This window comes from Streptomyces sp. G45, assembly GCF_049542095.1.
Taxonomy (GTDB): domain Bacteria; phylum Actinomycetota; class Actinomycetes; order Streptomycetales; family Streptomycetaceae; genus Streptomyces.
This window is the reverse complement of record NZ_JBMUZU010000001.1, coordinates 2,804,973-2,827,232: the sequence shown is the minus strand read 5'-3', so window position 1 is coordinate 2,827,232 and position 22,260 is coordinate 2,804,973. Positions and strand designations below refer to the sequence as shown.

Here is a 22,260-nt window from a genome sequence, read left to right as displayed (position 1 = left end):
CCGCCCGATTCTGGCAGGGCGGGTGCGGGCGGCGCGGCGCTGGTCGGGGGTCTCTGGAGGGACGGGGCGTGTGTCAGGGGGACGGGGCGTGTCTCTGGAGGGCCGGGGCGTGGGGGCCGGAGGGGCCGGGGCGTGGGTGGGCGCGCGAAAAAGCCGGTCCCCGAGGGGACCGGCTTCTCAGTAACCGGCCAGGTGGCCGCGCGGACCGAGCGTCAGCGCGAGACCTTGCCGGCCTTGATGCACGAGGTGCAGGCGTTGAGCCGCTTCGGCGTCCCGCCGACCACGGCACGCACGCGCTGGATGTTCGGGTTCCAGCGACGGGGCGTACGGCGGTGCGAGTGCGAGATGTTGTTGCCGAAGCCCGGCCCCTTGCCGCAGACGTCGCAGTTGGCAGCCACGGGTCACTCCAAAGACTTCAGATGCACTTACGGTTAAACCCGGCATGCCGGGATCAGTGCGATGATCTGGGTGGCGTTGCCAGGGGAATGGCCCGATGAGTATCGGGCAACCGGAGCAGCATACAACGACCGCTTCGGTAGAACGAAACTACCATGCCTCGCCCGGGGCCCGCCCCGGGCACCCCTCCCACCCCTGCTTCACCCCAGGTCTACGCTGCGTCCCATTCCCGGACGCTATCTAGGAGGCGACTGTTGCCGCAGAACCTCGACGCTGCCGCGGTCCGCGCCTGGAGCACTCGCGCACTGGACGCGCTGGGGCAGGCCCGCGAGGAGATCGACGCGATCAACGTCTATCCGGTCGCGGACGGGGACACCGGGACCAACCTCTATCTGACGCTGGAGTCGGCGGCCCAGGCGGTCGACGCGGCGTTCTCGGGCCTCGAACCGGCCCGGCCCTCCCTGGCCCAGGCGGTGCGGGCGATGGCGCACGGGGCGCTGATCGGGGCCCGCGGCAACTCCGGGACGATCCTCGCGCAGCTGCTCCGGGGGATGGCCCAGGTCCTGGCGGCGGCCCCCGACGCCATGGGTGGCCCCGACGCCGCGGGCGCTCCGGAGGGGGCGGCCGTCTCCGGCGGTGACGAGCCTCACGCCGACGGCGTCCGCCTGGCGCTCGCCCTGACCCACGCCGCCGACGCCGCCTACCAGGCCGTCGCGCACCCCGTGGAGGGCACGGTCCTGACGGTCGCCAGGGCGGCGGCCGACGCCGCGGGCGCGGCCGGGGGCGACTGCGGGACGGTGGCGCGGGCCGCCTACGACGGTGCCCGCGCCGCCCTCGCCGCCACTCCGGAGCAGCTGGCCGCGCTCGGCAGGGCGGGCGTGGTGGACGCTGGCGGCCGGGGCCTCGTGGCGGTGCTCGGCGCGCTGGTGGGGGTCCTCGCGGGGGAGAGCAGCGTGGGGTCGCGGGCGGGAGGGCACGGGGCGCGGGGCCTGCCGGACGGCGTCCCGTTCTTGGGGGCGGCCTTGTCCGGGGGGACCGCTTCCGGGGGTGCCGCTTCTCCGGGGGCGGCCTTGTCCGGGGGAGCCGCTTCCCGGGGTGCCGCTTCTCCGGGGGCGGGCGTGCTCTCGTACGGGGGGGTGTCTTCGGAGGGGGCCGCTTCCCCGGGGGGCGCCGTGTCCTCAGAGGGCTCCGTGTCCCCGGGGGGTGCCGTGGAGCAGGGGGTGGCCGTCTCACTGAACGGCGCCGTGCCCCAGGGGACGCCCGTCACCTGGGACGGTGCCGCACCCCCGGAGCGCAGCGAGCCCCCAGAGCAGCCGGAGCACCCCGAGCCCTCGGGGCCCGCCGCCCCTCCGGAGCCCACCGCACCCTCGGAGCGGACCGCCTCTCCGGAGGCCACCGCACCCCCGGCGCGGACCGCCCCTCCAGAGGCCACCGCACCCCTGGAGCGCACCGCACCCCCAGAGCACACCTCTCCCCCGAACCCGCCACCCCCCTGGAGTGCGCCGACCCCCACCCCGACCCCGCCGAAGGCCCCGGCCCCGGGCCCGCCTTCGAGGTGATCTACCTCCTGGAGGCGGACGACGCCGCCGTGGACCGGCTGCGCGCCCGGCTGGACGCGCTCGGCGACTCGCTCGTGGTCGTCGGCGGCGACGGCCTGTGGAACGTGCACGTCCACGTGGACGACGCGGGCGCGGCCGTGGAGGCGGGCGTGGAGGCCGGACGCCCGTACCGCATCCGCATCACCCACTTCGGGCTCGGCGACGCCCACACCGCGCGCACGGCCAAGCCCCGGCGCGAGCGCGTCCAGCGCGGCATCGTCGCCGTCGTACCGGGCGAGGGCCTGGCCGGGCTGTACGCGGAGGCCGGGGCGACGACCGTGCCCGCGCGCGCGGGGAGCCGCCCGCGAGCGGCGAACTCGTCGAGGCGGTGCGCCGCGCCCACGCGCGCGAGGTGGTGCTGCTGCCGAACGACCCCGAGCTGCGCCACACCGCGGCCGCCGCCGCGGCCCAGGCCCGCTCCGAAGGCGTACGCGTCGCCCTGATCCCCACGCGCTCGCCCGTGCAGGGCATCGCGGCGCTCGCCGTGCACGAGCCCGACCGCCGCTTCGACGAGGACGTCGTCGCGATGACCTCGGCGGCGGGCGCGACCCGGTACGCCGAACTGGCCGTCGCCGAGCGGCAGTCCTGGACGACCGCGGGCATCTGCCAGGCCGGGGACGTCCTCGGCCTGATCGACGGGGACGTCGCGGTGATCGGCGCGGAGGTCGCGGCGACGGCGCGGTCCGTCCTGGACCGGATGCTGGCCGCTGGCGGCGAGATGGTCACGCTGGTCCTCGGCGACACGGTCACCGACGCGGTGGCCGACGGCCTGGAGAAGCACGTGCGCGACGGCCACCTGGCCGTGGACACGGTGGTCTACCGGGGCGGCCCGCAGGCACCGCTGCTCCTGATCGGGGTGGAGTGACCCGCCGCCGGGCCGAAGGGACCGCCCCCGCGGCGGACTTCCCCCGCCCACCCGCTCCTCACCGGGCCCCTGGCGTGACCCCGGCGGATTGTCAGTCCCATGGTGTCCAATGGATCTCGTGCTCGCGCTCCAAGAACCGCTGAAGAACGCCCTCGGCCAGGCCACCGCCAAGGTGATGGCCGAGCACCTAGGCCTGCACACGGTCGGTGACCTGCTCCACCACTACCCGCGGCGGTATGCCGAGCGGGGCGAGCTGACCCGCCTCGCCGACCTCCCGCTCGACGAGCACGTCACGGTCGTGGCGCAGGTCGCGACGGCCCGCGTCCTGAAGTTCAACGCGGGCCGCGGCCAGCGCCTCGAAGTCACCATCACCGACGGCAGCGGCCAGCTCCAGCTCGTCTTCTTCGGCCGCGGCATCCACAAGCCGCACAAGGACCTGCTGCCCGGCACCCGCGCGATGTTCGCGGGCAAGGTCTCCGTCTTCAACCACAAGACCCAGCTCGCCCACCCGGCGTACCAGCTCCTGCGCACGGACGGCGAGTCCGCCGCCGAAGCCGTCGACTCCTGGGCCGGGGCCCTCCTGCCGATCTACCCGGCCACCGCCAAGCTGGAGTCCTGGAAGATCGCCAAGTCCGTGGACGCGGTCCTGGACCGGGCGCGGGAGGCCCTGGACCCGCTGCCGCCCTCCCTGCGCGAGGGCCGCGGCCTGCTCCCGCTCCCCGAAGCCCTGGTGAAGATCCACCGCCCGCGTACGAAGGCCGACATCGCCGCCGCCCGGGAGCGGCTGAAGTGGGACGAGGCGTTCGTGCTCCAGGTCGCCCTGGCCCGCCGCCGCTTCGCCGACGCCCAGCTCCCCGCGGTGGCCCGCCGCCCGGCCCCGGACGGCATCCTGGCCGCCTTCGACGCGAAGCTCCCCTTCACGCTCACGGACGGTCAGCGCCGCGTCTCCGAAGAGATCTTCACCGACCTGGCGACGGAGCACCCCATGCACCGCCTCCTCCAGGGCGAGGTCGGCAGCGGCAAGACCCTGGTCGCCCTGCGCGCCATGCTCGCCGTCGTGGACGCGGGCGGGCAGGCCGCGATGCTCGCGCCGACCGAGGTGCTCGCCCAGCAGCACCACCGGTCCATCACGGAGATGATGGGCGAGCTGGCCCAGGGCGGCATGCTCGGCGGCGCGGAGCAGGCCACCAAGGTCACGCTGCTCACCGGCTCCATGGGCGCCGCCGCCCGCCGCCAGGCGCTGCTCGACCTCGCGACGGGCGAGGCGGGCCTCGTCATCGGCACGCACGCGCTGATCGAGGACAAGGTGCAGTTCCACGACCTGGGCCTGGTCGTCGTCGACGAGCAGCACCGCTTCGGCGTGGAGCAGCGCGACGCCCTGCGCGGCAAGGGCCACTCCCAGGGCGAGAAGCGCACGCCGCACCTGCTGGTCATGACGGCCACCCCCATTCCGCGCACGGTCGCGATGACGGTCTTCGGCGACCTGGAGACCTCCGTCCTCGACCAGCTCCCCGCGGGCCGCTCCCCGATCTCCAGCCACGTCGTCCCGGCGCAGGACAAGCCGCACTTCCTCGCCCGCGCCTGGGAGCGCGTCCGCGAGGAGGCGGAGAACGGCCACCAGGCGTACGTGGTCTGCCCCCGCATCGGCGACGAGGAGGACGACCCGAAGAAGGCCGCCAAGAAGAAGTCCGCCGAGGACGAGGCCGAGAAGCGGCCCCCGCTCGCCGTCCTGGACGTCGCCGAGGAGCTGGCCCACGGCCCCCTCCAGGGTCTGCGCGTCGAGGTGCTGCACGGCCGCATGCAGCCGGACGACAAGGACGCGGTGATGCGCCGCTTCGCCGCGGGCGAGACCCACGTCCTGGTGGCCACGACGGTCATCGAGGTCGGCGTGAACGTGCCGAACGCGACCGTCATGGTGATCATGGACGCCGACCGCTTCGGCGTCTCCCAGCTGCACCAGCTCCGCGGCCGCGTCGGCCGCGGCTCCGCCCCGGGCCTGTGCCTGCTGGTCACGGACATGCCCGAGGCCAGCCCGGCCCGCGCCCGGCTGAACGCGGTCGCGTCCACCCTGGACGGCTTCGAGCTGTCCCGCGTCGACCTGGAGCAGCGCCGCGAGGGCGACGTGCTGGGCCAGGCGCAGTCCGGGGTCCGCTCGTCCCTGCGGATGCTCGCCGTGATCGACGACGAGGAGATCATCGCCGAGGCCCGCGAGGAGGCCACCGCCGTGGTCTCCCAGGACCCCGCCCTGGAGCACCTGCCCGCCCTGCGCAACGCCCTCGACGCCCTCCTGGACGCCGAGCGCGAGCAGTACCTCGACAAGGGCTGACGCCCGGGGACGACATATCGTGAGGTCAAGCCCCCAGGCCAGGCTCCAGCCCCGGCTCCGGACCAAGCCCCGGGGCAAGTCCCGCGAAAAGTCCGGGCCAGGCCCCAGCCCAAGCTCCACCACAGGCCCCAGACCAAGCCCCACGACCGGCCCCAGCCCCCAGCCAAGCCCCACCCCCAGCCGAAGGACGCAGACACCCCCATGACCCGCGTGATCGCCGGAGCGGCCGGTGGCCGCCGCCTCGCCGTCCCGCCGGGGAACGGCACCCGGCCCACATCGGACCGCGCCCGCGAGGGCCTGTTCTCCACCTGGCAGGCCCTCGAAGGCGCCCTGGACGGCGCCCGCGTCCTCGACCTGTACGCGGGCTCCGGCGCCGTCGCCCTGGAGGCGCTGTCCCGCGGCGCCGGGCACGCCCTGCTGGTCGAGGCCGACGCCCGCGCGGTCCGCACCATCAGGGACAACGTGAAGGCGCTCGGCCTGCCGGGCGCCGAGGTGAGAGCGGGCAAAGCCGCGCAGATCATCCGTGACGCAACCCCTGATGCCCCCTACGACCTGGCCTTTCTCGACCCGCCGTACGCGGTGGGCGACGACGATCTTCGGGAGATCCTGCTCACACTCCGCTCGGGAGGCTGGCTCGCGGACGACGCGCTCGTCACCGTTGAACGCAGTACCAGAGGCGGCGAATTCACCTGGCCCGACGGGTTCGAGGGACTGCGGTCCCGTCGCTACGGCGAAGGCACGTTTTGGTACGGTCGCGCCGCCTCTGCGTGCGACGAACCAGAAATCGCGCCATGATCCGACCGGAGAGCGAGGGACTTCCGTTGCGCCGCGCCGTCTGTCCGGGGTCGTTCGACCCCATCACCAATGGACACCTCGACATCATCGCCCGCGCCTCCAAGCTGTACGACGAGGTGTACGTCGCGGTGATGATCAACAAGTCGAAGAAGGGCCTCTTCGAGATCGACGAGCGGATCGAGCTGATCCGCGAGGTCACCGCCGAGTTCGGCAACGTGCGCGTCGAGTCCTTCCACGGACTGCTCGTGGACTTCTGCAAGCAGCGCGACATCCCGGCCATCGTCAAGGGCCTGCGCGCGGTCAGCGACTTCGACTACGAACTGCAGATGGCCCAGATGAACAACGGCCTCTCCGGCGTCGAGACCCTGTTCGTGCCCACCAACCCCACCTACAGCTTCCTGTCCTCCTCGCTGGTCAAGGAGGTCGCGGCCTGGGGCGGCGACATCGCGCACCTGGTGCCCCCGGTCGTGCTCGAAGCCCTCAACAAGCGCCTCGCCAAGGGCTGATCAGGGGCTACAGTCGTCCCGTCCGTCTCCCCAACCCCTGTAGAGAGTGGCGAGCCCGCGGTGGACGTACAGAAGAAGCTCGACGACATCGTGGCGGCGGTCGGCAGCGCCAAGTCCATGCCCATGTCCGCCTCCTGCGTGGTCAACCGCGCCGAGCTGCTTGCGATGCTCGAAGAGGTGCGCCAGGCCCTGCCGGGCTCCCTCGCCCAGGCCCAGGAGCTGATCGGCGGCCGTGAGCAGCTGGTCGAGCGGGCCCGGCAGGAGGCGGAGCGCATCATCGAGAGCGCGCACGCCGAGCGCGGCTCGCTGATCTCCGACACCGAGGTCGCCCGCCGCTCCCAGAACGAGGCCGACCGCATCCTCGCCGAGGCCCGCGCGGAGGCCGAGGAGATCCGCGCCGAGGCCGACGACTACGTGGACAGCAAGCTGGCCAACTTCGAGGTCGTCCTCACCAAGACCCTCGGCTCCGTCGGCCGCGGCCGCGAGAAGCTCCTCGGCACCGGCCCGGGCCTCGACGAACACGGCTACGCGGACGAGGACGCCCCCGAGCGCAGCCACGACCCCGAGACGCTGCGCCGCGACGCCGACGCGTACGTCGACGCCAAGCTCGGCGCCTTCGAGGCCGTCCTCGCCAAGACCCTGGAGGCCGTCGGCCGGGGCCGCCAGAAGCTCCAGGGCCGCGCCCCCGCCGACGACCTCGCCGACCTCGCCGAGCTCGGCCAGCACCCGGCCAAGGGCCCCTCGTCCGACGCGGACTACCTCGCCGACCTGGCCGAGACCCCCGAGCCGCCCCGCCCCCAGAGCCCCCGCGCATCCCCGCCCAGGAGCCCTACGCCCCGCCCCGGCCCGCCCAGGACCCCTACGCCTACGACGCCCCGGAGCCGTACGGCCAACAGCCCCAGCAGCCCGGTTACGGCCACCAGGACGAGTACGCCGCGCAGGACCCGTACGCCTACCAGCAGCCCTACGGCCAGCAGGACCCCTACGGCTACCAGCAGGACCCGTACGCGTACCAGCAGCAGGGCTACGCGGCGCCCCCGCAGCACCCCCAGCCCCCGGCGTACGGCGGCGAGCAGCCCGCCGCGCCCGCGGTGCTCGACGAGACCAGCCTCTTCGACACCACCATGATCAGCGCGGAGCAGTTGCGCCGGTACGAGCAGGGGCGGTAGCCGGGGCCGGGCACCGGATTGGGCCGAGAGCGCCCGGTCCAGTATCCTGGCTCTTCGGTCGCGCGTATGCCCGCGATCAGAGCTGCCCGCTCGGGCCCCGGTTCCGGGGCGTCCGCGCGGCGGCCTCCTTGCCACACCCCTGGATCTCGAAAGCAGGAAGAGCCCTGAGTACGCGCCTCGACCACCGCAACCCCCTCGTGTTCGACACGCACGAGCTGGGTCGGCGTCCCGGTGCCATGCAGCGGCTGACCCGCACCATCGACGCTCCCGGCGCCCCGGCGCCGTTCGGCGTCGAGGGCGTCGTCGGAGTGCCGGCAGGCGCCCCGGTGGAGCTGGAGATCCGTCTGGAGTCGGTCATGGAAGGGGTGCTTGTCACAGGCACCGCCCGTGCGTCGGCCGAGGGGGAGTGCGTAAGGTGTCTGGAGCCGGTCGAGCTGGAGCTCGACGCGGACTTCCAGGAGATGTTCTCGTACCCTGACGCCGACGACCGGGGCCGCGCCGCGGAACCGGCCGACGACGCCGAGGAAGACGAGGACAGGCTCTTTCTCGAGGACGGCCTGTTCGACCTCGAACCCGTGCTGCGTGACGCGGTGGTGCTCGCACTGCCGTTGCAGCCGGTGTGCCGGGAAGACTGTCAGGGTCTGTGCTCCGAGTGCGGAGCGCGCCTTGCGGACGACCCGGACCACCACCACGACGCCGTCGACATCCGTTGGGCGGCACTGCAGGGACTCGCTGACTCCATCCAGGGCGGCGAGAAGGACGAGATGAGCGGCGGCGCGACTCGATCAGCGCGCGCCGACGAGAAGCAGGAGAAGTAGCCGTGGCTGTTCCGAAGCGGAAGATGTCGCGCAGCAACACGCGCCACCGCCGGTCGCAGTGGAAGGCTGCGGTCCCCACCCTGGTTGCGTGCGAGCGCTGCCGTGAGCCGAAGCAGCAGCACATCGCGTGCCCCGCTTGCGGCACCTACAACAAGCGCCAGGTCCTCGAGGTCTGAGCGGCTGGTGAGAGGCGCTGTGTCTAGCCCGAAGAAGGCGGAAGACGCCAAGATGCAGGCAGACAGCAACAACGCGGCCTCGTCCCACACGCTTCTGGAAGGGCGGCTCGGCTATCAGCTTGAGTCCGCCCTTCTGGTGCGTGCGCTCACCCACCGCAGCTACGCGTACGAGAACGGCGGCCTGCCGACGAACGAGCGCCTGGAGTTCCTCGGGGACTCCGTGCTCGGCCTCGTCGTCACGGACACGCTGTACCGCACCCACCCCGACCTGCCCGAAGGCCAGCTGGCCAAGCTTCGGGCCGCGGTGGTCAACTCGCGTGCGCTCGCTGAGGTGGGCCGCGGCCTCGACCTCGGCTCCTTCATCCGGCTCGGCCGGGGCGAAGAGGGCACGGGCGGCCGGGACAAGGCCTCCATCCTCGCCGACACGCTTGAAGCGGTGATCGGCGCGGTCTATCTGGACCGGGGACTCGACGCGGCGAGCGAGCTGGTGCACCGGCTCTTCGACCCGCTGATCGAGAAGTCCTCGAACCTCGGAGCGGGCCTGGACTGGAAGACCAGCCTCCAGGAGCTCACCGCGACGGAGAACCTCGGCGTGCCCGAGTACCTCGTCACGGAGAGCGGCCCCGACCACGAGAAGACCTTCACTGCTGCCGCCCGCGTCGGAGGCGTCTCGTACGGCACCGGCACCGGCCGCAGCAAGAAGGAAGCGGAGCAGCAGGCAGCGGAGTCCGCCTGGCGGGCCATCCGCGCCGCCGCGGACGAGCGGGCCAAGGCCGACGCCGCCTCGGCCGCGCCGGACGCGGAGTCCGCCTGACCGACCGCTTTCCAGGGCGCCCACCACCGCGGTGGGCGCCCTGGCGTTTCTCCGTCCCGCTGGTCGCGGGGCGGGCCGGGCGGGCGCGGTCCCCGGCGCGGGCCCCGGTAACGTGGGGACACTGCCCAGCCCGTCCACCCCGGAGGCCCCCGCCATGCCCGAGCTGCCCGAAGTCGAAGTGGTACGGCGCGGGCTCGCCCGATGGGTGGCCGACCGGACCGTCGCCGACGTGGAGGTCCTGCACCCTCGCGCCGTACGGCGTCACCTCGCCGGAGCCGACGACTTCGCGCACCGGCTCAAGGGGCAGCGCATCGGGACCCCGAGCCGCCGCGGCAAGTACCTGTGGCTGCCGGTCGAGGACAGCGGCACCGCCGTGCTCGCCCACCTCGGGATGAGCGGGCAGCTCCTGGTGAAGACCGGGCAGGCCCCGGATGAGAAGCACCTGAGGATCCGGGTCCGCTTCGCCGACACCGTCGGCACCGAGCTGCGCTTCGTGGACCAGCGGACCTTCGGCGGCCTCTCGCTGCACGACACCGCCTCCGACGGCCTCCCGGACGTCATCGCGCACATCGCGCGCGACCCGCTGGACGAGCGCTTCGACGACGACGCCTTCCACCGGGCCCTGCGCCGCAGCCGCACCACCATCAAGCGCGCCCTGCTGAACCAGTCACTGATCAGCGGCGTCGGCAACATCTACGCCGACGAGGCACTGTGGCGCGCGCGACTCCACTACGAGCGCCCCACCGCCACCCTCACCCGCCCCCGCACCACCGAACTCCTCGGCCATGTGCGGGACGTGATGAACGCCGCGCTCGCCGTCGGCGGCACCAGCTTCGACAGCCTGTACGTCAACGTGAACGGCGAGTCCGGCTACTTCGACCGCTCCCTGGACGCGTACGGCCGCGAGGGCGAGCCCTGCCGCCGCTGCGGCACCCCGATGCGGCGGCGGCCCTGGATGAACCGGTCCAGCTACTTCTGCCCGCGCTGTCAGCGCGCGCCGCGGCTGTCGTAGTCCCGCTGGGCGGCGAGCACGTCGTCCTGGTGGCCCTCGACGAACCGGATGAGGGCGAGCAGCCGCTCGGCGACCTGCTCGCCCAGCGGCGTCAGGCGGTAGTCCACGCGCGGCGGGTTGGTGGGCCGCGCGTCCCGGTGCACCAGGCCGTCCCGCTCCAGCGCGTGCAGCGTCTGCGACAGCATCTTCTCGCTCACGCCGTCGACGCGGCGGCGCAGCTCGTTGAACCGGAACGTGCCGTCGCGCAGCGCGCCGAGCGTGAGCGCGCCCCAGCGCCCGGTGACGTGCTCCAGCGTGGCCCGGGAGGGGCAGTTACGGGCGAACACGTTGTACGCCAGGTCCAGGTCCGAGGCCTTCTCCGTCCCCTGGGGACAGTCGCCTGCGGGCGAGCCGTCTCCGGGTGACGTGCGTGCGGGGGAGTCCATGCCCACAGCGTACTCCTGGGCAGCGCTAACCATCAGCTTGCGCTATCCAAAAGTTAGTGCTTTCCTTTCGTGCGTCTCCCCCGTGCCGTGCCGCGCCGCATCACCGCGGCGTCGGTGAGCACGGCTGCCTCAGAGGAGTACCCCCGCCATGTCCAGCCCTGTCGTCGCCATCGCCTACCACTCCGGGTACGGCCACACCGCCGTCGTCGCCGAGGCCGTGCGCGCCGGTGCCGTCGAAGCCGGTGCCACCGTCCACATGGTCAAGGTCGACGAGATCACCGACGCCCAGTGGGAGCTCCTGGACGCGGCCGACGCGATCGTCTTCGGCTCGCCCACCTACATGGGCACCGCGTCGGGCGCCTTCCACGTCTTCGCCGAGGCCTCCTCCAAGCGCTGGTTCACCCGCGCCTGGCAGGACAAGATCGCGGCGGGCTTCACCAACTCCGCCTCCAAGAGCGGCGACAAGCTGCACACGCTCCAGTACTTCCAGACGCTCGCCGCGCAGCAGGGCATGCACTGGGTGAACCTCGGACTCCTCCCCGGCTGGAACTCCAGCGAGGGCTCCGAGAACGACCTCAACCGCCTCGGCTTCTTCTCCGGCGCCGCCGCCCAGACCAACGCCGACGAGGGCCCGGAGGCCGTGCACAAGGCGGACATCGCCACCGCCGAGCACCTGGGCCGCCGCGTCACCGAGACCGCGCGCGTCTTCACCGCGGGCCGCGCCGCCACGGCCGCCTGAGCCGGGGGCACCTCACTGCGCGAACCCGGGGCCGACCTTGGGCCGCCGCGCGGGCCCGGGGCGGTCTCAGAAGCCGAAGTCCTGCGTCCACCACGGGCCGCCCGGCGCGAAGTGCGCGCCGACGCCCAGGGTCCGGTAGTCGCAGTTGAGGATGTTGGCGCGGTGGCCGGGGCTGGCCAGCCAGGCGTCCATCACGGACCGCGCGTCGGCCTGGCCGCGGGCGATGTTCTCCCCACCCAGGTCCCGGACGCCCGCCTTCTCGGCGCGCTCCCAGGGCGTCGCGCCGTCCGGGTCGGTGTGCGCGAAGAAGCCGCGCTCGGCCATGTCGGAGCTGAACCGCTCGGCCAGCGCGTCCAGTTGGCCGTCGGCGCGCACCGGTCGGCAGCCCGCCTTGGCGCGCTCCTGGTTCACCAGGGCGAGCACCTGGGCCTCCGGCGAACCGCCCCCGGCCGGGGGCTTCGCCGCCGCGGGCGGCTCCTCGGGCTTGCCGGGGTCCGTACGGGAGGGGGCCGGGGCCTGGCCGCCCCTGCCCGGGGCCTCGGCCTCGTCGCCTCCGCCCTTCCGCGCGCCCTCGCCCCGGCCCTCGGCGCTGGGGGAGCCCGGGGCGTCCTCGGCGCGGTCGCGCGGCTTCGACGGCCCGGCCGAGGGCTCGCGCGACGACGGCGACGACGGCTTCGCGGACGGCTCGGCACGGGACCCCGACGGCTCCGGAGCCGGGGCGGCGTCCCCGCGTCCCGCACCGGCGCCGCCGGGAGAGGACTGGCCGCCGCCACCCAGCTGGCCGCCCTGGACGTCGAGGCCGGTCGGGGAGCTGGCCGAGCGGATGGCGCCGGAGTCGTCGCCCCCGCCCACCCAGGAGCCGCCCCCGCCCGGCAGCAGTCCGGAGGCCACCGCGACCGCGCCCATGGCGACGGCCGCCGAGACGCCGAGCAGGCCCGTGCGCACGGGGGTCACGGCCCGGCCCCCGCGGCGGTGCGAGGCCGGGCGCGGGCGCGCCGGGGCGCCGGAGCGCGGGTGCAGCTCGGGGTCGTAGAGCGACTCGGCGTAGCGGGACTCGGAGGGGTTCGCGCGGCCGGTGGCGGAGCGTCGGTGGCGTCCCATCTCCTGGCCTTTCGTCTCGTCCAGACGCCCGGTCCTGTTTCCCCGGCGTCGTCCTGACGGCTCGCGTGGCTCGCCCGTACGGGTGAGGCGTGTCGAGTCGCGACTGTACGCGATGGCGCGAGGGGGCGACGTGCCGCGCGTGGTTTTGGCCAGTTAGCGTGCACCTCATGAACGAAGAAGTCCGCCTCACCGCGTGGGTGCGCGGCCGGGTGCAAGGCGTGGGATTCCGCTGGTTCACGCGGGCCAGGGCGCTGGAGATCGGCGGCCTGAGTGGCTTTGCTCTCAATCTCGACGACGGCCGGGTGCAGGTGGTCGCCGAAGGTTCACGCGCCCGTTGCCAGCAGCTCCTCGACTGGCTTCTGGAGGGCGACACTCCCGGCCGCGTCGACGGGGTGACTGAGATCTGGGACACGCCGCGCGGCGGCTACGACTCGTTCGCGATTCGCTGACGAAGGCCCGCCGGGGCCGCTGTCCCAGGGGGGTGCCGGGAGTGGTCCCGGCACCCCCCTGGGACCGGAAATGCCTGGTGGTTGCCAAGAAACGCTTGCCGTGGCAGGCTCCGGCAGGAATGATGATCTCCACACCCCCAGGGTTCCGGGGAGAGGCAGCGCCGCTGTTGCGAAGGCCGCGCGCCCCTCGGTGACCCGTCAATACGGGGTGTGATCGTGTTGACCGTCAAACTTTTTGGTGAGACGCTGGAAGCCCCGCGCACCTTAGCTGTTTGGCATGTGAGAACGGCCAAGTAAGACCCAGCGAGAACCAAAGAGTGCCAAGCACCGCGGGTGCGATTCCCTCACGACCCACACCGATTCAGTCGGTCACGCAGTGTGGAGGACCATCCATCATGGCAAAGGCGCTTCTCGGTTACGTCGGCGGCAGCGATCCGCGACTTCTCGCCGAGATGCGACGGCTCCAGCAGCGCGTCCAGGACCTGGAATCCGAGCTGGTCAGGATCCAGGCGGAGAACGACGCGCTGACGGCTGCCGCTTCTCACGACTCGCTCCTGGAGAGCATCGACGTACCCAAGGCGGAGCCTGCGCTCACCTGACCCCGCTCGCCGAGCCCGGTGGTGTGGAGCACCACCGTCCGCGCACAGCCCCGTCCGCGGACGCTCGACGCGACCGATCCCTCGGCGCGCCGAGGTCAGGCTGCCCGTGTCAGCCGCTCGACCTATGAGATCTGCGACCTATGAGATCTGCAAGGGACGCTTCGGCGTCCCTTCTTCTTGCCCGTTTCCCGCCCGCCCCCGCGGGCTCTTCCCCGCCCGCCCCCCGCGGGCCCGGACGCCCCGGCGGGCGTCGCGCGTTCTTCGTCCGTCCGACCCCTGCGCGGGGCCGTTCCTTAACTCTGATGTGCCCTGCACGTTCCGCCGTGAAACTGCCCGCACGTTCCTCGGCGGACCGGCGGTGAGAGGTAGAGTCCAACGGCGTGCACCTCAAGGCCCTCACACTGCGTGGTTTCAAGTCCTTCGCGTCGGCCACGACGCTGAAGTTCGAGCCGGGCATCACCTGCGTCGTCGGACCGAACGGCTCCGGCAAGTCCAACGTCGTGGACGCGCTGAGCTGGGTCATGGGCGAGCAGGGCGCCAAGTCGCTGCGCGGCGGCAAGATGGAGGACGTGATCTTCGCGGGCACCACGGGCCGCCCGCCGCTCGGCCGCGCCGAGGTCTCCCTCACCATCGACAACTCCGACGGCGCGCTGCCCATCGAGTACGCCGAGGTCACCATCACGCGGATCATGTTCCGCAACGGCGGCAGCGAGTACCAGATCAACGGCGACACCTGCCGCCTGCTCGACATCCAGGAGCTGCTGTCGGACTCCGGCATCGGCCGCGAGATGCACGTCATCGTCGGCCAGGGCCAGCTCGACTCCGTGCTGCACGCCGACCCCATGGGGCGGCGCGCCTTCATCGAGGAGGCCGCGGGCGTCCTCAAGCACCGCAAGCGCAAGGAGAAGGCGCTCCGGAAGCTCGACGCGATGCAGGCCAACCTCGCCCGCGTCCAGGACCTCACCGACGAGCTGCGCCGCCAGCTCAAGCCGCTCGGGCGGCAGGCCGCCGTGGCCCGCCGGGCCGCCGTCATCCAGGCCGACCTGCGCGACGCCCGCCTCAGGCTGCTCGCCGACGACCTCGTACGGCTGCGGGAGGCCCTGAGCGCGGAGGTCGCCGACGAGGCCGCGCTCAAGGCCCGCAAGGACGCCGCCGAGGCCGAGCTGAAGGCGGCGCTCCAGCGCGAGGCGGTCCTGGAGGACGAGGTGCGGCGGCTGACCCCGCGCCTCCAGCGCGCCCAGCAGACCTGGTACGAGCTGTCGCAGCTGGCCGAGCGGGTGCGCGGCACGATCTCGCTGGCCGACGCCCGCGTCAAGAGCGCCACCTCCGCGCCCCCCGAGGAGCGCCGCGGCCGCGACCCCGAGGACCTGGAGCGCGAGGCCGCCCGCGTCCGCGAGCAGGAGGCCGAGCTGGAGGCCGCCCTGGAGGCCGCTCAGCACGCCCTCGACGACACCGTCGCGCACCGCGCCGACCTTGAGCGGGAGCTGGCCGCCGAGGAGCGGCGCCTGAAGGACGTGGCGCGGGCCATCGCCGACCGCCGCGAAGGGCTCGCGCGGCTCGGCGGGCAGGTCAACGCGGCCCGCTCCCGCGCGGCGTCCGCGCAGGCCGAGATCGACCGCTTGGTGGTGGCCCGCGACGAGGCGCGGGAGCGCGCGGTCCTCGCGCAGGAGGAGTACGAGCAGCTCAAGGCGGAGGTCGACGGGCTCGACGCGGGCGACACGGAGCTGGCCGAGCGGCACGAGGAGGCCCGGCGCGCCCTCGCCGACGCCGAGGCCGGGCTGACCGCCGCCCGCGAGGCGGCCACCGCCGCCGAGCGGAAGCGGGCCGCTGTCGCCGCGCGGCACGAGGCCCTCGCGCTGGGCCTGCGCCGCAAGGACGGCTCGGGCGCGCTGCTCGCCGCCAAGGAGAGCCTGACGGGCCTGCTCGGCCCCGCCGCCGAACTCCTCTCCGTGGCGCCGGGCTTCGAGGTGCCGGTGGCGGCGGCGTTCGGCGCGGCGGCGGACGCCATCGCCGTGACGACGCCCGCCTCCGCCGCGGAAGCGATCCGCCTGCTGCGCAAGCAGGACGCGGGACGGGCCGCGCTCGTGCTCACGGGGCCGGGAGGGGGCGACGGCACCTCCGCCGCGGACGCGGCGACCGGCGCCCCCGACGGCGTACCGCGGCAGCCGCTCGCGCCGCAGACGCCGTACGACGGCCATGGGCCCCGAGGCGAGGGGCCGCCCCGGGCCGCCGAACTCGTGCGCGGGCCCGCCGAGTTGATGCCTGCCGTGCGGTGGCTGCTGCGGGACGTCGTGGTGGTGGGGACGCTGGAGGACGCCGAGGACCTGGTGTACGCGCACCCGGAGCTGACCGCCGTCACCGCCGAGGGCGACCTGCTCGGGGCGCACTTCGCGCACGGCGGCTCCGCGGCCGCCCCGAGCCTGCTCGAGGTGCAGGCGTCGGTGGACGAGGCCGCCGCCGAGCTGGCCGAACTGGGCGTGACCTGCGAGGAGTTGGCGCGCGAGCAGGAGCGCGCGGGGGAGCGGCGCCGGGCGGCGGCCGCGCTCGTGGAGGAGCTGGGGGAGCGGCGCCGGGCCGCCGACCGGGAGAAGTCGGCGGTGGCGCAGCGGCTCGGCAGCCTCGCGGGCCAGGCGCGCGGCGCCGCGGGGAGGCGGAACGGTCCGCCGCGGCCGCCGCCAAGGCCCAGGAGGCCCTGGAGAAGGCCCAGTCGGAGGTGGCGGAGCTGGCCGAGCGGCTCGCCGTCGCCGAGGAGGCCCCGGTCGAGGAGGAGCCGGACACCAGCGTGCGCGACCGGCTCGCCGCCGACGGGGCCAACGCCCGGCAGACCGAGATGGAGGCCCGGCTCCAGGTCCGTACGCACGAGGAGCGCGTCAAGGGCCTCGCCGGGCGCGCCGACTCGCTGGACCGGGCGGCCCGGGCGGAGCGGGAGGCCCGCGCCCGCGCCGAGCGGCGCCGCGCCCGGCTGCGGCACGAGGCGACCGTCGCCGAGGCCGTCGCGTCCGGCGCCCGGCAGCTGCTCGCGCACGTCGAGGTGTCGCTGGCGCGGGCCGACGAGGAGCGGGCCGCGGCCGAGCGGGCCAAGGCGGAGCGGGAGCGGGACCTGGTCGCCGCGCGGAGCGCGGGGCGCGACCTGAAGGCGGAGCTGGACAAGCTGACGGATTCGGTCCACAAGGGCGAGGTACTCGGCGCGGAGAAGCGGCTGCGGATCGAGCAGCTGGAGACCAAGGCGCTGGAGGAACTCGGTGTGGAACCCGCGGGGCTCGTCTCCGAGTACGGGCCCGACCAGCCCGTGCCGCCCTCGCCCCCCGCCGAGGGCGAGGAACTGCCCGCCGACCCGGAGCACCCGCGCAACCAGCCCCGGCCGTACGTCCGCGCCGAGCAGGAGAAGCGCCTGAAGGCGGCCGAGCGGGCCTACCAGCAGCTCGGCAAGGTCAACCCGCTGGCCCTTGAGGAGTTCGCGGCCCTGGAGGAGCGTCACCAGTTCCTCAGCGAGCAGCTGGAGGACCTGAAGAAGACGCGGGCGGACCTGCTCCAGGTGGTCAAGGAGGTCGACGAGCGCGTCGAGCAGGTCTTCACCGAGGCCTACCGGGACACGGCGCGGGAGTTCGAGGGCGTCTTCTCGCGGCTCTTCCCCGGCGGTGAGGGGCGGCTGATCCTGACCGACCCCGACAACATGCTCACCACCGGCGTCGACGTCGAGGCCCGCCCGCCCGGCAAGAAGGTCAAGCGGCTCTCGCTGCTGTCCGGCGGAGAGCGCTCCCTGACGGCCGTGGCCCTGCTGGTGTCGATCTTCAAGGCGCGGCCCAGCCCGTTCTACGTGATGGACGAGGTCGAGGCGGCGCTCGACGACACCAACCTCCAGCGACTCATCCGCATCATGCAGGAGCTCCAGGAGGCGTCCCAGCTCATCGTGATCACGCACCAGAAGCGCACGATGGAGGTCGCCGACGCCCTGTACGGCGTGTCCATGCAGGGGGACGGGGTGTCCAAGGTGATCAGCCAGCGCTTCCGGTAGGCGCGCTGGGCGCCTCTCCCGGGCCTGTAGCGGGCGCGCCCTGGCCGCGCCGGGCACCTCAGATTCAAGTCTTGAAGTCAATGAGTGATCAGTCCGTTGAGCACTCCTTCATAACGCCCTATTGACTTCGAAACTTGAAGGCATAGTCTCTGCAACGTTGCTTTTACCTTCAGGTGGTGGGCGGCGCGAAGTTGTGCGCCACTTGAAGGGCTCGCCCCCACCCCGGCAGCGACGCCGGTGGCCCGAGGAGTACACGTGACAAGGACCACGCAGGCACCCGACCCCGGGGCCCCTGATTCCGGAGCCCGGGAGGCTCAGCCCGACCACCTCGGGCACGTCATCTTCATCACGGCCGCCGCCGCGATGGGCGGCTTCCTCTTCGGCTACGACAGCTCCGTGATCAACGGCGCGACCGTGGCCATTCAGCACCGGTTCGACGTGGACGCCAACCTCCTCGGCTGGATCATCGCCACCGCCCTGCTCGGCTGCGCCCTGGGCGCCGCGATCGCGGGGCGGCTCGCGGACCGCATCGGCCGCATCCGGGTGATGCAGATCGCCGCGGTCCTGTTCGCGGCCAGCGCCGTCGGCTCGGCCCTGCCGTTCGCCGCCTGGGACCTGACGATGTGGCGCCTGATCGGCGGCGTCGGCATCGGCATGGCTTCCGTGATCGGCCCGGCCTACATCGCCGAGGTCGCCCCGCCCGCCTACCGCGGCCGCCTCGCGTCCTTCCAGCAGGCCGCCATCGTCATCGGCATCGCCGTCTCCCAGCTCGTCAACTGGGGCATCCTCAACATGGCCGACGGCGACCAGCGCGGCAAGCTCGCCGGGCTCGAGGCCTGGCAGTGGATGCTCGGCGTCATGGTCGTCCCGGCCCTCCTCTACGGGCTGCTGTCCCTCGCCATCCCCGAGTCCCCGCGCTTCCTGATCTCCGCGGGGCGCGCCACCGAGGCCCGCAAGGTGCTCGCCGAGGTCGAGGGCAGGGGCGTCGACCTGGACGCCCGTGTCGCCGAGATCGAGCAGGGCATGCGCAGCGAGCACAAGTCGACGTTCAAGGACCTGCTCGGCGGGAGGTTCGGCTTCCTGCCGATCATCTGGGTCGGCATCGGCCTGTCGGTCTTCCAGCAGCTCGTCGGCATCAACGTGATCTTCTACTACTCGAACCAGCTCTGGCAGTCCATCGGCAAGGACCCCTCCAGCTCGTTCCTGTACTCCTTCGAGACCTCGATCGTGAACATCGTCGGTACGGTGATCGCGATGGTCCTGGTCGACCGCATCGGCCGCAAGCCGCTGGCCCTAATGGGCTCCGTGGGCATGGCGGCGGCCCTGTTCACCATGGCGTGGGCGTTCTCGTACAAGACCGGAAGCGGTGACGACGTCTCGCTGCCGCACGCCCAGGGACTGGTCGCGATCATCGCCGCCAACGCGTTCGTGCTCTTCTTCGCCTTCTCCTGGGGCGTGGTGGTCTGGGTGCTGCTCGGCGAGATCTTCCCCAACCGCATCCGCGCCGCCGGTCTGGGCGTGGCCGCCTCCGCGCAGTGGCTCGCCAACTTCGCGATCACCAAGACCTTCCCGAGCATGTCCGAGTGGTCGCTGACCGGCTCGTACATCATCTACGGCGCCTTCGCGGCGCTCTCCGTCCCCTTCGTCCTGCGGTTCGTCAAGGAGACGAAGGGCAAGGCCCTGGAGGAGATGGGCTAAGTCCCCGCTGCCCCCTCCTCTGCGGAAAGCTGCCCCGGCCCGAGGCGTCAGTCCTTGAGCCGGGGCAGTACGTCGTCCGTGAACAGCCGCAGGCTGCGCCAGCCCTCGTCCAGCGGCATCCCGCCCACCAGCGGGTGCAGGATCAGGCTCGGCGCGCCGCCCGCCGCCAGCGCCACGCACTCGTCCGGCGTGAGGACCCGGTACACGCCCTCCGCCCGCAGCTCCGCGGCCGTCGTGGCCGCCGACCGCACCGCCGAGCGGATGTCCTTCGACTGCCAGGAGGCGTAGGTGCGCGCCTCGTGCAGGAAGTGCTCCCCGTACGCCGCCCAGGCCCGGTCCGGGTCCTCGGCGAGGTGCAGCAGCGGGGTCTCGGCGGCGGGCATCATGGTCCAGCCCTCGGTGCCGTACTCCACCAGCTTCTGCTCGTAGTAGGCCGCCAGGTCCGGCAGGTGCGCGCTGGGGAAGAACGGCAGGCCGAACCGCGCCGCGCGCCGGGCCGCCGCCCGCGACGAGCCGCCGACCAGCAGCAGCGGGTGGGGCCTGCTCCCCGGCCGCGGCGTGACCCGCACCCGGCGGCCCCGGAAGGTGAACTCCTCGCCCGTCCACGCCGCGAGCAGCGTCTCGACCAGCTCGTCCTGGAGCGCCCCGCGCCGCGCGAAGTCGACGCCGAACGCCTCGTACTCCGCGCGCCGGTAGCCGATGCCCACCACCGTCACCAGGCGGCCCCCGCTCAGCAGGTCCAGGACGGCGACGTCCTCCGCCAGGCGCAGTGGGTCGTGCAGCGGTCCGATGGCCGCCGAGACGGTCACCCCGATCCGCCGGGTGGCCCCGAACACCGCGCCCGCGAAGGCGAACGGCGAGGGCAGCCAGTTGTTGGCGGCGCCGTGGTGCTCCTCGGTCTGCACGGTGGTGACGCCGCGCTCGTCGGCGTACGCGGCCATCTCCAGGGCGGCGCGGTAGCGCGCCCCGAGCGCGTCGGCCGCCGGGTCGACGAGGTTGAAGCGCACGACGGACACGGGCATGGGAACGTCCCCCTCCACCGGGGCGGCGGGGCGCCCGGCGAAGGGGGACGTTAGCTGACGCTGCGTCAGATGAACAGGGTCGTACGGGGGTCGGCTCAGGCCTTGGCGGGGACCGGCTCGGCCTCGGCGGCCGGGGCGGTCTCGGTCAGCGGCTGGCGCGGCAGGACCCCGTACAGCACGCCCGCGACCACGATGGTGACGAGCCAGCCGAGGCCGTTGCGCCCGATCCAGGAGGAGGCGAGGGGGCCGGTGAACCAGTCGACCTTGGTGAACAGCAGGCCCACCACCAGTGCGACGCCCCAGGCGGTCATGGCCTGCCAGGCGAAGCCCGCCCGGTACCAGTAGGCGCTGGTGCGCGTGGTGTCCATCAGGGCCGCGCCGTCATAGGTCGTGCGGCGCAGCATGTCGATGCCGAAGACGCCGATCCAGGCGGAGAAGGCGACCGCGAGCAGCGTCAGGAAGGAGATGAACGAGCCCATGAAGCTGGTGGCCACGTTCATCAGCAGATAGCCGAAGACCAGGCTGATGATCGCGTTCACGCTGACCGCCCAGGCGCGCGGGACCTTGATGCCGAGCGTCATGGCCGTGAAGCCCGCCGAGTACATCGACATCGAGTTGATCAGGAGCATGCCGATCAGGGCGATGATCAGGTACGGCACGGCGATCCAGGTCGGAAGCAGCTCGCCGAGGAACGAGACCGGGTCGGCGGCGCTGGACAGGTCCGGCGTGGAGACGGCCATCACGGCGCCCATGAGCACCATCGGCACGACGACGATGGCGGCGCCGCCGACGGCGTGGCCGACCAGCGGCTTGCTCGGCGCCGTGCGCGGCAGATAGCGGGTGAAGTCGGGGCCGGTCGGGACCCAGCTGATGCCGCCTGCCGCGATGGTGCCGATGCCCGCGATCATCATCGCCGTGGAGCCCGCGGGCTTGTCGAAGACCGCGGACCAGTCCGTGTTCTTCAGCAGGTAGACCAGGACCAGGACGCTGAACGCGCCGAAGAGGTACGTCGACCACTGGCTGCACACGTGCAGCACCTTGCGGCCGAGGCCGGAGATCAGGAACGTGGCGGCGACGAAGGCGAGGAGCGTGATGACCTTCAGGGCCGTGTTCGACGTCACGCCGAAGCAGATGTCGAGGACCGTGAGGATCGCGTACGCGCCGGTGACCGCGTTGATCGTCTCCCAGCCCCAGCGGGCGACCCAGATCAGCGAGCCGGGGAAGAGGTTGCCGCGCTGGCCGAAGACCGCGCGCGACAGCGTCATGCCGGGGGAGCCGCCGCGCTTGCCCGCGATGGAGACCAGGCCCACCAGGCCGTAGCTCAGCACGGGGGAGACCAGGGCGACGATCAGGACCTGCCAGAAGTTCAGGCCGTTCGAGACGATGAGGCCCGCGCCCATCGTGAGGAGCAGAACGCTGATGTTGGCGGCCACCCAGGTGGGGAACAGCTCACGGGTCCTGCCGTGGCGCTCGGAGTCGGGGACCGGCTCAAGTCCCTGGTCTCCAGGGCGCCTTCGTGTTCGGCGGATTCGGCGGTGGTGCTCATGAGGGGGAGTTCCGTGCCTCTCGCTCGGCCCGCGTCGACGTTGTCGCGGCCGGTGGGGGTTTGTTCGGATGGACTCTACGCGCGTTGACGCAGCCTCTTCCATCGTACTTTAGTCCGAGTAATCACGGCTAGTGGCCTATGTCCCTTGGAGGAAAGCACAAGGAGGGTCCGTTCGGGGCCCATGACTGATA

General features: G+C 72.9%; 15 protein-coding genes and 4 pseudogenes. 14 read left to right on the top strand and 5 right to left on the bottom strand.

The genetic code is table 11. The annotated features are described in order from the left end of the window. Positions 1-212 precede the first annotated feature (212 nt). Complete coding sequence (gene rpmB, locus ACOBQU_RS11170; RefSeq protein WP_030195073.1) at positions 213-398, bottom strand: 50S ribosomal protein L28; 186 nt, start codon at positions 396-398, stop codon at positions 213-215. A gap of 252 nt (positions 399-650) precedes the next feature. Between rpmB and ACOBQU_RS11165 the strand changes: the two are divergent. The 9 genes and pseudogenes from ACOBQU_RS11165 (at position 651) to mutM (ending at position 10,475) form a co-directional block, all read left to right on the top strand. Beyond that, a pseudogene (locus ACOBQU_RS11165) lies at positions 651-2,859 on the top strand (DAK2 domain-containing protein). 109 nt (positions 2,860-2,968) lie between these two features. Beyond that, entirely contained in the window at positions 2,969-5,185 is a 2,217-nt protein-coding gene (gene recG, locus ACOBQU_RS11160) for an ATP-dependent DNA helicase RecG (RefSeq protein WP_423626236.1), read from the top strand. 201 nt (positions 5,186-5,386) lie between these two features. Next, positions 5,387-5,980: a 16S rRNA (guanine(966)-N(2))-methyltransferase RsmD gene (rsmD, locus tag ACOBQU_RS11155; protein WP_423626234.1), complete on the top strand. Its 594-nt coding sequence runs from the start codon at positions 5,387-5,389 to the stop codon at positions 5,978-5,980. A 26-nt stretch (positions 5,981-6,006) separates the two neighbouring features. Beyond that, complete coding sequence (coaD, locus tag ACOBQU_RS11150) at positions 6,007-6,486, top strand: pantetheine-phosphate adenylyltransferase (RefSeq protein WP_423634405.1); 480 nt, start codon at positions 6,007-6,009, stop codon at positions 6,484-6,486. Between the two features lie 60 nt (positions 6,487-6,546). Continuing rightward, positions 6,547-7,655, top strand: a pseudogene (locus tag ACOBQU_RS11145) (cell division initiation protein). 143 nt (positions 7,656-7,798) lie between these two features. After that, complete coding sequence (locus ACOBQU_RS11140) at positions 7,799-8,473, top strand: YceD family protein (RefSeq protein ID WP_423634403.1); 675 nt, start codon at positions 7,799-7,801, stop codon at positions 8,471-8,473. A gap of 2 nt (positions 8,474-8,475) precedes the next feature. After that, positions 8,476-8,649: a 50S ribosomal protein L32 gene (gene rpmF / locus ACOBQU_RS11135; RefSeq protein WP_040247813.1), complete on the top strand. Its 174-nt coding sequence runs from the start codon at positions 8,476-8,478 to the stop codon at positions 8,647-8,649. A gap of 7 nt (positions 8,650-8,656) precedes the next feature. Beyond that, positions 8,657-9,463, top strand: coding sequence for a ribonuclease III (rnc, locus tag ACOBQU_RS11130; protein ID WP_423626232.1), 807 nt, complete (start codon positions 8,657-8,659; stop codon positions 9,461-9,463). Positions 9,464-9,617: 154 nt separating this feature from the next. Next, positions 9,618-10,475, top strand: a complete 858-nt coding sequence (mutM, locus tag ACOBQU_RS11125; RefSeq protein WP_423626230.1) for a bifunctional DNA-formamidopyrimidine glycosylase/DNA-(apurinic or apyrimidinic site) lyase — start codon at positions 9,618-9,620, stop codon at positions 10,473-10,475. Here the strand turns inward: mutM and ACOBQU_RS11120 are convergent. Then, the gene (locus ACOBQU_RS11120) at positions 10,451-10,900 is read right to left on the bottom strand and encodes a winged helix-turn-helix transcriptional regulator (RefSeq protein ID WP_423626228.1); all 450 of its coding nucleotides are present in this window, start codon (positions 10,898-10,900) and stop codon (positions 10,451-10,453) included. The genes mutM and ACOBQU_RS11120 overlap by 25 nt on opposite strands. A gap of 148 nt (positions 10,901-11,048) precedes the next feature. On the opposite strand from ACOBQU_RS11120, the gene ACOBQU_RS11115 reads away from it, so the two are divergent. Next, positions 11,049-11,639, top strand: a complete 591-nt coding sequence (locus ACOBQU_RS11115; RefSeq protein ID WP_423626227.1) for a flavodoxin family protein — start codon at positions 11,049-11,051, stop codon at positions 11,637-11,639. 66 nt (positions 11,640-11,705) lie between these two features. Here ACOBQU_RS11115 and ACOBQU_RS11110 read toward each other — a convergent pair whose 3' ends face one another. After that, positions 11,706-12,740: a CAP domain-containing protein gene (locus ACOBQU_RS11110; RefSeq protein WP_423626226.1), complete on the bottom strand. Its 1,035-nt coding sequence runs from the start codon at positions 12,738-12,740 to the stop codon at positions 11,706-11,708. A 167-nt stretch (positions 12,741-12,907) separates the two neighbouring features. Between ACOBQU_RS11110 and ACOBQU_RS11105 the strand changes: the two genes are divergently transcribed. The 4 genes and pseudogenes from ACOBQU_RS11105 to ACOBQU_RS11090 all read left to right on the top strand — a co-directional run bounded on the left by ACOBQU_RS11105 (position 12,908) and on the right by ACOBQU_RS11090 (position 19,501). Continuing rightward, positions 12,908-13,189, top strand: coding sequence for an acylphosphatase (locus tag ACOBQU_RS11105; RefSeq protein WP_423626224.1), 282 nt, complete (start codon positions 12,908-12,910; stop codon positions 13,187-13,189). Positions 13,190-13,584: 395 nt separating this feature from the next. Beyond that, positions 13,585-13,788: a hypothetical protein gene (locus ACOBQU_RS11100; RefSeq protein WP_423626222.1), complete on the top strand. Its 204-nt coding sequence runs from the start codon at positions 13,585-13,587 to the stop codon at positions 13,786-13,788. Positions 13,789-14,168: 380 nt separating this feature from the next. Next, positions 14,169-17,803: pseudogene (locus tag ACOBQU_RS11095) on the top strand (AAA family ATPase). Positions 17,804-18,058: 255 nt separating this feature from the next. Then, on the top strand, positions 18,059-19,501 hold the full coding sequence (locus ACOBQU_RS11090) for a sugar porter family MFS transporter (RefSeq protein ID WP_423626220.1): 1,443 nt from the start codon (positions 18,059-18,061) through the stop codon (positions 19,499-19,501). Between the two features lie 47 nt (positions 19,502-19,548). Here the strand turns inward: ACOBQU_RS11090 and ACOBQU_RS11085 are convergent, their stop codons facing one another. Continuing rightward, positions 19,549-20,523 (bottom strand): LLM class flavin-dependent oxidoreductase, encoded by a 975-nt coding sequence (locus ACOBQU_RS11085; RefSeq protein WP_423626218.1) that lies wholly within the window; start codon positions 20,521-20,523, stop codon positions 19,549-19,551. Positions 20,524-20,618: 95 nt separating this feature from the next. Then, a pseudogene (locus ACOBQU_RS11080) lies at positions 20,619-22,069 on the bottom strand (purine-cytosine permease family protein). Between the last annotated feature and the right edge of the window lie 191 nt (positions 22,070-22,260).

Bases quoted from the DNA above. Each gene is read 5' to 3' on its own strand.
- ACOBQU_RS11105 (WP_423626224.1), top strand. From the start codon at position 12,908: ATGAACGAAGAAGTCCGCCTCACCGCGTGGGTGCGCGGCCGGGTGCAA.
- rsmD (WP_423626234.1), top strand. From the start codon at position 5,387: ATGACCCGCGTGATCGCCGGAGCGGCCGGTGGCCGCCGCCTCGCCGTC.
- ACOBQU_RS11085 (WP_423626218.1), bottom strand. From the start codon at position 20,523: ATGCCCGTGTCCGTCGTGCGCTTCAACCTCGTCGACCCGGCGGCCGAC.
- ACOBQU_RS11115 (WP_423626227.1), top strand. From the start codon at position 11,049: ATGTCCAGCCCTGTCGTCGCCATCGCCTACCACTCCGGGTACGGCCAC.
- ACOBQU_RS11110 (WP_423626226.1), bottom strand. From the start codon at position 12,740: ATGGGACGCCACCGACGCTCCGCCACCGGCCGCGCGAACCCCTCCGAG.
- recG (WP_423626236.1), top strand. From the start codon at position 2,969: ATGGATCTCGTGCTCGCGCTCCAAGAACCGCTGAAGAACGCCCTCGGC.
- ACOBQU_RS11100 (WP_423626222.1), top strand. From the start codon at position 13,585: ATGGCAAAGGCGCTTCTCGGTTACGTCGGCGGCAGCGATCCGCGACTT.
- mutM (WP_423626230.1), top strand. From the start codon at position 9,618: ATGCCCGAGCTGCCCGAAGTCGAAGTGGTACGGCGCGGGCTCGCCCGA.
- ACOBQU_RS11120 (WP_423626228.1), bottom strand. From the start codon at position 10,900: ATGGACTCCCCCGCACGCACGTCACCCGGAGACGGCTCGCCCGCAGGC.